The organism is Zobellella denitrificans, from assembly GCF_002237365.1.
Lineage (GTDB): Bacteria > Pseudomonadota > Gammaproteobacteria > Enterobacterales > Aeromonadaceae > Oceanimonas > Oceanimonas denitrificans.
Window position 1 is genome coordinate 1 of sequence record NZ_NMUO01000133.1, and the last position, 7,746, is coordinate 7,746.

At 64.6% G+C, this 7,746-nt stretch carries 7 protein-coding genes, 2 tRNA genes and 2 pseudogenes; 9 read left to right on the plus strand and 2 right to left on the minus strand.

Translation table 11 applies throughout. The features are described 5' to 3' along the window. The 6 genes and pseudogenes from CGX12_RS19965 to CGX12_RS18260 form a co-directional block, all read left to right on the plus strand. Positions 1 to 448, plus strand: a pseudogene (locus tag CGX12_RS19965) (SurA N-terminal domain-containing protein); the annotation flags it as partial. Between the two features lie 205 nt (positions 449 to 653). Then, entirely contained in the window at positions 654 to 1,295 is a 642-nt protein-coding gene (gene uvrY, locus CGX12_RS18240; RefSeq protein ID WP_094041281.1) for a UvrY/SirA/GacA family response regulator transcription factor, read from the plus strand. A gap of 6 nt (positions 1,296 to 1,301) precedes the next feature. Then, entirely contained in the window at positions 1,302 to 3,131 is a 1,830-nt protein-coding gene (gene uvrC / locus CGX12_RS18245; RefSeq protein WP_094041282.1) for an excinuclease ABC subunit UvrC, read from the plus strand. 48 nt (positions 3,132 to 3,179) lie between these two features. Further along, positions 3,180 to 3,728, plus strand: a complete 549-nt coding sequence (pgsA, locus tag CGX12_RS18250) for a CDP-diacylglycerol--glycerol-3-phosphate 3-phosphatidyltransferase (RefSeq protein WP_094041283.1) — start codon at positions 3,180 to 3,182, stop codon at positions 3,726 to 3,728. A 157-nt stretch (positions 3,729 to 3,885) separates the two neighbouring features. Then, a tRNA-Cys gene (locus tag CGX12_RS18255) sits at positions 3,886 to 3,959 on the plus strand. 23 nt (positions 3,960 to 3,982) lie between these two features. Then, a tRNA-Leu gene (locus CGX12_RS18260) sits at positions 3,983 to 4,069 on the plus strand. 31 nt (positions 4,070 to 4,100) lie between these two features. On the opposite strand, the gene CGX12_RS18265 is transcribed toward CGX12_RS18260, so the two are convergent. After that, complete coding sequence (locus CGX12_RS18265) at positions 4,101 to 4,667, minus strand: hypothetical protein (protein ID WP_094041284.1); 567 nt, start codon at positions 4,665 to 4,667, stop codon at positions 4,101 to 4,103. 253 nt (positions 4,668 to 4,920) lie between these two features. Here CGX12_RS18265 and CGX12_RS18270 point away from each other — a divergent pair, with 253 nt between their 5' ends. The 3 genes and pseudogenes from CGX12_RS18270 (at position 4,921) to CGX12_RS20450 (ending at position 6,839) form a co-directional block, all read left to right on the plus strand. Further along, positions 4,921 to 5,571: a L,D-transpeptidase family protein gene (locus CGX12_RS18270; RefSeq protein ID WP_254918343.1), complete on the plus strand. Its 651-nt coding sequence runs from the start codon at positions 4,921 to 4,923 to the stop codon at positions 5,569 to 5,571. Positions 5,572 to 6,125: 554 nt separating this feature from the next. Continuing rightward, a pseudogene (locus CGX12_RS20445) lies at positions 6,126 to 6,431 on the plus strand (methyl-accepting chemotaxis protein); the annotation flags it as partial. Between the two features lie 33 nt (positions 6,432 to 6,464). Further along, complete coding sequence (locus tag CGX12_RS20450; protein WP_254918344.1) at positions 6,465 to 6,839, plus strand: CZB domain-containing protein; 375 nt, start codon at positions 6,465 to 6,467, stop codon at positions 6,837 to 6,839. Here CGX12_RS20450 and CGX12_RS18280 read toward each other — a convergent pair. After that, positions 6,836 to 7,746 (minus strand): sigma-54-dependent Fis family transcriptional regulator (locus CGX12_RS18280; RefSeq protein ID WP_142995684.1); only part of this gene is annotated, 911 nt, incomplete at its 5' end. The genes CGX12_RS20450 and CGX12_RS18280 overlap by 4 nt on opposite strands.

Sequence of the window (7,746 nt, forward strand, 5' to 3'; positions counted from 1 at the left end):
CGGCGAGGGGCGGCGGAAGGCGCCGTCGCCGGACTGGTGCACCAAGGCCCGGCAACTTGCCCCCGAGACGGGGGACGCCCTGCTGGCCGCCTGGCGCGATGGCGAAGAGCAGGCCTGGCTGGAGCAGCATGGCCTGGCGGTGACCGAGCTGAGCGGCCTGACCCGGGAGAGCGAGGAGGATCCGGCCCTGCTGGATGCCCTGTTTGCCATGCCGGCGCCGACCGAACAGCCCAGCCTGCGCACCCTGGCCCTGGCCGGCGGCGATCAGCTGGTGCTCAGGCTGAACGGGGTGACCACGCCGGAAGACAGCTCCGAACTGCTGGCCCAGATCCGGGAAGGCCAGAGCAGTCTGCTGGGACAGCGGGAATACCAGAGCCTGCTCGCGGCGCTCAAGGCCGCGGGCAAGATCGAGTACCGCCGGCTGAGCTCCCAGACCGACAACTTCTGATCACCAAAAGGCGCTTCGGCGCCTTTTGTCTCATTTTTGAAATATCCCGGCCCCGCGCGCCTTATCCATGTTGCCAATATGTATTTGATTTGATAATACAGTGTGCCCGTCGGCGCGCGTTTTTTTCCGCCGGCATCTCCGCTATGATGCCATCCATGGGGAAAGTGTTATATGCTAAGCAGGTTAACGCAGTCGGAGAACAACTTTGATTAACGTATTCCTGGTTGATGACCATGAGTTAGTGCGCACAGGGATCCGACGCATTCTAGAAGACGTCAAGGGAATGAAGGTGGTAGGCGAGGCCAAGAGCGGCGAAGAAGCCGTGCAATGGTGCCGCGAACAGCACCCCGACGTCGTATTGATGGACATGAACATGCCGGGCATCGGCGGCCTCGAGGCCACCCGTAAGATCTTGCGCTTCAGCCCGGACGTGAAGATCATCGTCCTCACCATCCACACCGAAAACCCGTTTCCCACCAAGGTGATGCAGGCCGGTGCCGCCGGCTACCTGACCAAGGGCGCGGGGCCGGAAGAGATGATCAACGCCATCCGCCTGGTACACAGCGGCCAGCGCTACATCTCGCCGGAAATCGCCCAGCGCATGGCGCTGAGCCAGTTTTCCAACGAGGAAAACCCCTTCAAGCAGCTGTCCGAGCGGGAACTGCAGATCATGCTGATGATCACCAAGGGGCAGCGGGTGACCGATATTTCCGAACAGCTCAACCTGAGCCCGAAAACGGTCAACAGCTACCGCTACCGCCTGTTCAGCAAGCTCAACATCAACGGCGACGTGGAGCTGACCCACCTGGCCATCCGCTACGGCATGCTGGACGCGGAGAAGATCTGACGGCCAATGAGCCAGCCCTTCGATGCCAAGGCCTTCCTCAAGGTAGTGACCGAACAGCCCGGCGTGTATCTGATGCACGATGCCGCCGGGGAGGTCATCTATGTGGGCAAGGCCAAGAACCTGAAGAAACGGCTGTCTTCCTACTTCCGCGCCAATGTCGGCGGGGAGAAGACCCGGGCCCTGGTGCGCCAGATTGCCGAGGTGCAGGTGACGGTGACCCACACCGAGACCGAGGCGCTGATCCTCGAGCACAACCTGATCAAGCAGCACCTGCCCCGCTACAACGTGCTGCTGCGGGACGACAAGTCCTACCCCTATATCCTGATCACCGAGCACCGCCATCCCCGCATCGGCATCCACCGCGGGCCGCGCAAGCACAAGGGCGAATACTTCGGCCCCTATCCCAGCGGCGTGGCGGTGCGCGAGAGCCTGCACCTGATGCAGAAGCTGTTTCCGGTGCGCCAGTGCGAGGACGGCTTCTATGCCAACCGCTCCCGGCCCTGCCTGCAGTACCAGCTCAAACGCTGCGCCGGCCCCTGCGTGGCCGGCCTGGTGAGCGACGAGGAGTACGCCCACCAGGTGCAGCTGGCGCGGCTGTTCCTGCTGGGCAAGAACCAGCAGGTGCTGGCCGACCTGGCGGACAGCATGGAGCAGGCCAGCCGGGAGCTGCGCTTCGAGGATGCGGCCCGTTTCCGGGATCAGCTGCAGGCCCTGCGCCGGGTGCAGGAGCAGCAGTTTGTGAGTGGCAACATCCTGGACGACCTGGACGTGATCGGCCTGGCGCTGGAACGCAGCCTGGCCTGCGTGCAGGTGCTGTTCATCCGCCAGGGCAAGGTGCTGGGCAGCCGCAGCTATTTTCCCAGGATGCCGCCGGACACGGACGCGGAAGAAATACTGCAGAGCTTTGTGCTGCAGTTTTATCTTTCCGGCATCGGCGGCCGGGAGGCCCCCGCCGAGATCCTGCTCGACCGGACCCTGCCCGATGAAGAAGTGCTGAGCGACACCCTGAGCCAGCATTATGGCCGCAAGGTCAAGCTGCGCAGCCGCCTGCGCGCCGAGCGGGCGCGCTTTATCAGGCTGGCCCGGACCAACGCCCAGACGGCGCTCGCCAGCCGGCTGGCCCACAAGAGCACCCTGCGCCAGCGCCTGGAGCAACTGGAAGAGGTGCTGGCCTGCGGCCCCGTCGGCCGCCTGGAGTGTTTCGACATCTCCCATACCATGGGTGAGAAGACGGTGGCCTCCTGCGTGGTGTTCGATCGGGAAGGCCCCCAGAAGAGCGAATACCGCCGCTTCAACATCGCGGGCATCACCCCCGGCGACGATTACGCCGCCATGGAGCAGGCCCTGAGCCGGCGCTTTCACCAGGCCGATGCCGACAAGCTGCCCGATATCCTGTTTATCGACGGCGGCCTGGGACAACTGGCCCGGGCCGAGGAAGTGGTGGCCCGGGAGCTGGCCGCCAGCCCGCGCAAGCCCTTGCTGGTGGGCGTGGCCAAGGGCGTGACCCGCAAGCCGGGGCTGGAGACGCTCGTCATGGGCGGCAGCCACGAAGAGCGGCACCTGCCCGCCGATCTGCCGGCGCTGCACCTGATCCAGCACATCCGGGACGAGTCCCACCGCTTCGCCATTACCGGCCACCGCGCCCAGCGCGGCAAGGCGCGCACCACCAGCAGCCTGGAGAGCATCCCCGGCATCGGGGCCAAGCGCCGCCAGGCGCTGCTGAAATACCTGGGCGGCATCCAGGAGGTGAAGCGGGCCAGCGTGGACGAGCTGGCCAAGGTACCGGGCATCAGCCTGGCCCTGGCAGAAAAAATACATGATGCGTTGCATCACTGAGGCGCATCATGCACCATGTAACGGCATCACTCCATGGCTTGAATAACAATGATAAACGTCCCTAATTCCCTGACATTTTTCCGTATCCTGCTGATCCCGGTATTCATAGTGCTGTTCTACCTGCCGTTCCACTGGGCCTACTTCTGGGCGGCGGCGGTGTTCACCCTGGCGGCGGTGACCGACTGGTTCGACGGCTTCCTGGCCCGCCAGCTGGAGCAGAGCACGCCCTTCGGCGCCTTCCTCGATCCGGTGGCCGACAAGGTGATGGTGGCCGCCGCCCTGGTACTGATCGTGGAAGACTACAGCAGCCCCCTGGTCACCATTCCCGCCATGATCATGATAGGGCGGGAGATCATCATCTCGGCCCTGCGCGAATGGATGGCGGAAATCGGCCAGCGCTCCCGGGTGGCGGTGAGCTGGATCGGCAAGTGGAAGACCACCATCCAGATGCTGGCCCTGATCGGCCTGATCTGGCAGCAGAGCATCTACATGATTTGGGGCAGCTATGTGCTGCTGTACGCGGCCACCGGCCTGACCCTGTTCTCCGCCTACGACTATCTCAGGGCGGCCTGGACCGATCTCACCCGGCAAGGCTGAGCGCCTGCCGGCGACAGTCCGCCTGCCGGACAGGCACCGAGGCGTGAAAAACGGGCCTTGCGCATAAAAAGTGTGCGAACGGACCCAAAAAACCAGATACCAGTTGACTGGCAGGCCCCGGCCATTAGAATGCTCAGGCATCAGAACAACCTCTTTCGGCGCGTTAGCAAAGCGGTTATGCAGCGGATTGCAAATCCGTTTAGAGCGGTTCGACTCCGCTACGCGCCTCCATCTCCTCCTCGAGTTCGTCTACTGCCCGGATGGTGAAATCGGTAGACACAAGGGATTTAAAATCCCTCGCTGGTAACAGCGTGCCGGTTCAAGTCCGGCTCCGGGCACCATTGAAAATCAAGCAGTTACCAAATCATCTGATCATGTACCCTTGCGCTGCCTGTCTGAGTCAGGCTCCGCCAGGCACTCATCCAGCCGCCGGTACAGCGCCTGCAGCTCGTTATATACCTTCTGGGTGCGAGCGCCGGTGGGGGGCAGGGGCGCGAAGTCGTGGTCGCCCAGGCCCCAGGCGTCTTCCCGGGCCAGGCTTATCCGGCTGAAGCCGTAGGTGGTGCCGTTATGGTGGGCCAGGGCGCTGAGCTGAAAGCGAATGCGGTACTGGCTCGGGATAATGCCCCATTGGCTGCCGGCGGCGGTGATCTCGCCGGCGGCATTGAGCACGTCTTGCCCCAGGAACTGGATCACCTCGGTGTCTTCCCCGGCCGGCGGGATCAGTTCGGTGAGGCAGTGCCGGGCCCGGGCGGGGGCAAAGGCGCGCTCCGACAGGAAGGAGATGCTCTCGAGCCGGGGCGGTTGGGTCCGGCTGACGGCGATGCCCGGCGTGGTGGACGAAACGCGCCCCTGCTGACCGCCCGGGGAGAAAGGCAGCTCCAGGGCGGCGCAGCCGGTGAGCAGCAGTATCGGCAACAAGAGGCTGGCCTTGGTCATGGTGTTCTCGGTGGTGGCTACAAAGCCTTATTGTGGTACCCGCCCCGGCCGGGCACAACGGCCTGTCGCACTCCGGCGGCGGCGCTGCGCCAAAGGCTGACCGGGCGGGAAAAGTGATTATTTTGGCGGCGCCAGATTCCAACCGGCCACGGCTCGGGCTATCATTGAGATATAGTTTCAACACCGGATCAATCCATCACTTATGCGACTTTTAAACGGATTTTCTGCTTCAGCCCTGCTTTTGGCCGCTTTAGTGAATCCCGCCCCGGCTGCCGCCGACCTCTATCACGGCAGCATCGACAACGTGCTGGCCGCCTACGGCCCCCTGGCCGAAATCCGTATGCGGCCGCATTTCATGCGGGCCGAGGTGAGCTACCCGCCCAAAGAAATCGTGCTGCTGGCCACCAAGGAAGAAAAGGAACTCGAGCTGTGGGCCCGCAACGAGGGTGACTTCAGGTTCATCCGCAGCTATCCCATCCGCAAGGCGAGCGGCGGCCCCGGCCCCAAGCTCAGGGAAGGGGACAAACAGGTGCCCGAGGGCATCTACCGCATCACCCACCTCAACCCCAACAGCCAGTTCCATCTGTCCATGGGGCTGAACTACCCCAACTCCTTCGACCTGGTCCGTGCCCGCAAAGAGGGCCGCACCAACCTGGGGGGCAGCATCTTTATCCACGGCAAGGCCGAGTCCACCGGTTGCCTGGCCATCGGCGACATCGCCATCGAGGAGCTGTTCGTGCTGGTGAACACCATCGGCACCGAGCAGGCGTCGGTGATCATCGCTCCCCATGATCCGCGCCGCCGGCCCCTGGACGGCTTCGCCTCCCACCTGCCGCTGTGGGCGGTGGAGTTGTACGCGGACATCTCCCGCGAGTTCGCCCGTTTTCCCAGGAGCGACATCTGAATTCCGGGGCCGGCAATCGCCGGCCCCGGCCCTCTTCCGGCAGCCTTGTTATCCCTTTTTGCCCACCTTTTGCACTCGGGCTCACATAAGCGCCAAAAAGTCCCGATTTTCTCTCCGGTCATCTTGTGGTTACTACTTAAGTGGTGCCTAATGGTGCCCTTTCCGGCGGTTTTCAGAGGCCAAGCATGTTTTCCACCAAAGTAAAGAAGCGGGTGCTGCAACTGGAGCAGCAGTTGGCGGCCCAGGTCGCCGACTATGAAACGCGGCTGTCGGCCAAGGAGAGCCAGCTTTCGGCCCTGAAAACCGAGCTGGCGGGGCTCAAGGCCGAAAACCGGCTGGCCCATCAACTGGTGCAGGTGGTGCTGCAGGGCGCCGAGATGCTGTCCGCCATCCGCGAGGGCATGGTGTCCAACGCCGAGGCCCTGCTGGGCGAGCGGGAAAAGCTGACCGAGATGGAAGGCGTCTTTGCCCACACCTACCAGGCGACCGATGTACTCAAGCAGCGCGCCGTGGCGATCAACACCGAGGTGGGGCACAGCGCCGAGAGCGCGGCGGTACTGACCGACACCGCCGGCAGGATCAGCAACTTCGTGTCGGTGATCCAGGAAATTTCGGAGCAGACCAACCTGCTGGCGCTCAACGCCGCCATTGAGGCGGCCCGGGCCGGCGAGCAGGGGCGGGGCTTCGCGGTGGTGGCCGACGAGGTACGCACCCTGGCGGGCAAGGCCCACGAGGCCAGCGGCAATATCAACAAGCTGGTGCAGCAGGTGCTGGAGCAGAGCAAGGCCATCAACAGCATGGTCAGCCAGTCGCTGGAGAGCACCGACGAGATCTCCGCCTCCGCCCAGCAGATCGACGAGGTCACCCGCGAGGTGCTGACCCATGCCGAGGGCATGCGGCTGGTGATCCAGCGCAACGCCGCCACCGCCTTTCTGGAGGCGGTAAAGCTGGACCATGCGGTATGGAAGACCGATATCTACCAGCGCATCGAGCAACGCCAGTTCGGCCAGGGCGTGAGCAGCCATACCGAGTGCCGGCTGGGCAAGTGGTACTACGAGGGGCGCGGCGCCCGTCTGTACAGCCACCTGCCGGCATTCAAGAGCCTGGAAGCCTGCCACAAGCGGGTGCACGGCGAGGGGGTCAGGGCGCTGCAGGCCTTTGCCGCCGGCAATCAGCAACAGGGGCTGGACTGCCTGCAGGCGATGGAAAGCGCCAGCATGGAGGTGACGCGGGCCCTGGCTTCCCTGGAGCGGGAAGTGCTGAGCTAGTTGTTTTTCAGCGCCTTGAGCCGGGCGTAGAGGGTGGTGCGGCTCAGCCCCAGGCGGCGGGCGGCGGCGCTGACGTTGCCGCCGCACTCGTCCAGGGTCTGCGTTATCAATCTGTCGGCATGGGATTTTAAATCCCCCGTGGCCGGGGCGGCCTTGGCATTCCCCTCGAAATTCGGCAACTCGGGCAACTGGGCCGGGGTGATGCGGCCGCCGTCGGCCAGCACCGCCGCCACTTCCAGCACCTGTTTCAGCTGGCGGACATTGCCCGGCCAGCTGTAGTCGCCGAGCCGGGCCAGGGCGGCCTCGTCCAGCGTGACCTCTTCCTCCAGCTCCGCCAGCAGCTCCTGCACCAGCCGCACGAAGTCGTCGTGTTCATAGTCCCGCAGCGGCGGCAGGCGCAGCGAAAAACCGTTCATCCGAAAGTACAGATCCTGGCGAAAACCGCCCTCCGCCACCATGGTGGCCAGGTCCCGGTGGCTGGCCGCCACCAGTTGAAAGTCCACCGGCTCGGGGCTGTGGCTGCCGAGCGGGGTCACCGCCTTTTCCTGCAATACCCGCAGCAGCCGGGTCTGGGCCGCCAGCGGCAGCTCGCCGATTTCGTCCAGGAACAGGATGCCGCCCTGGGCGGCGCGGATATAGCCGGGGCGGCCCTGACGGCTGCCGCCGGTGAAGGCGCCGGGCAGGTAGCCGAACAGCTCGGCTTCGAGCAGCTCGGCGGGCAGGGCACCGCAGTTCACCGCCACCAAAGGCCCCTGGGCCCGGCCGCTCTGGCGGTGCAGGCGGCGCACCAGGTGATCCTTGCCGGTGCCGGTTTCGCCCTGGATCAGCAGCGGAATGCAACGGGCCATCAGCTTGAGGGCGGTGGCTTCCAGGCTGGACGTCGCCGCCAGCTCGGGGCGGGCTGCCG

Excerpts from the sequence above, each read along its gene's own strand:
- CGX12_RS20450 (WP_254918344.1), top strand. The coding sequence starts at position 6,465 with ATGCGGCTGGTGATCCAGCGCAACGCCGCCACCGCCTTTCTGGAGGCG.
- pgsA (WP_094041283.1), top strand. The coding sequence starts at position 3,180 with ATGATAAACGTCCCTAATTCCCTGACATTTTTCCGTATCCTGCTGATC.
- uvrC (WP_094041282.1), top strand. The coding sequence starts at position 1,302 with ATGAGCCAGCCCTTCGATGCCAAGGCCTTCCTCAAGGTAGTGACCGAA.
- CGX12_RS18265 (WP_094041284.1), bottom strand. The coding sequence starts at position 4,667 with ATGACCAAGGCCAGCCTCTTGTTGCCGATACTGCTGCTCACCGGCTGC.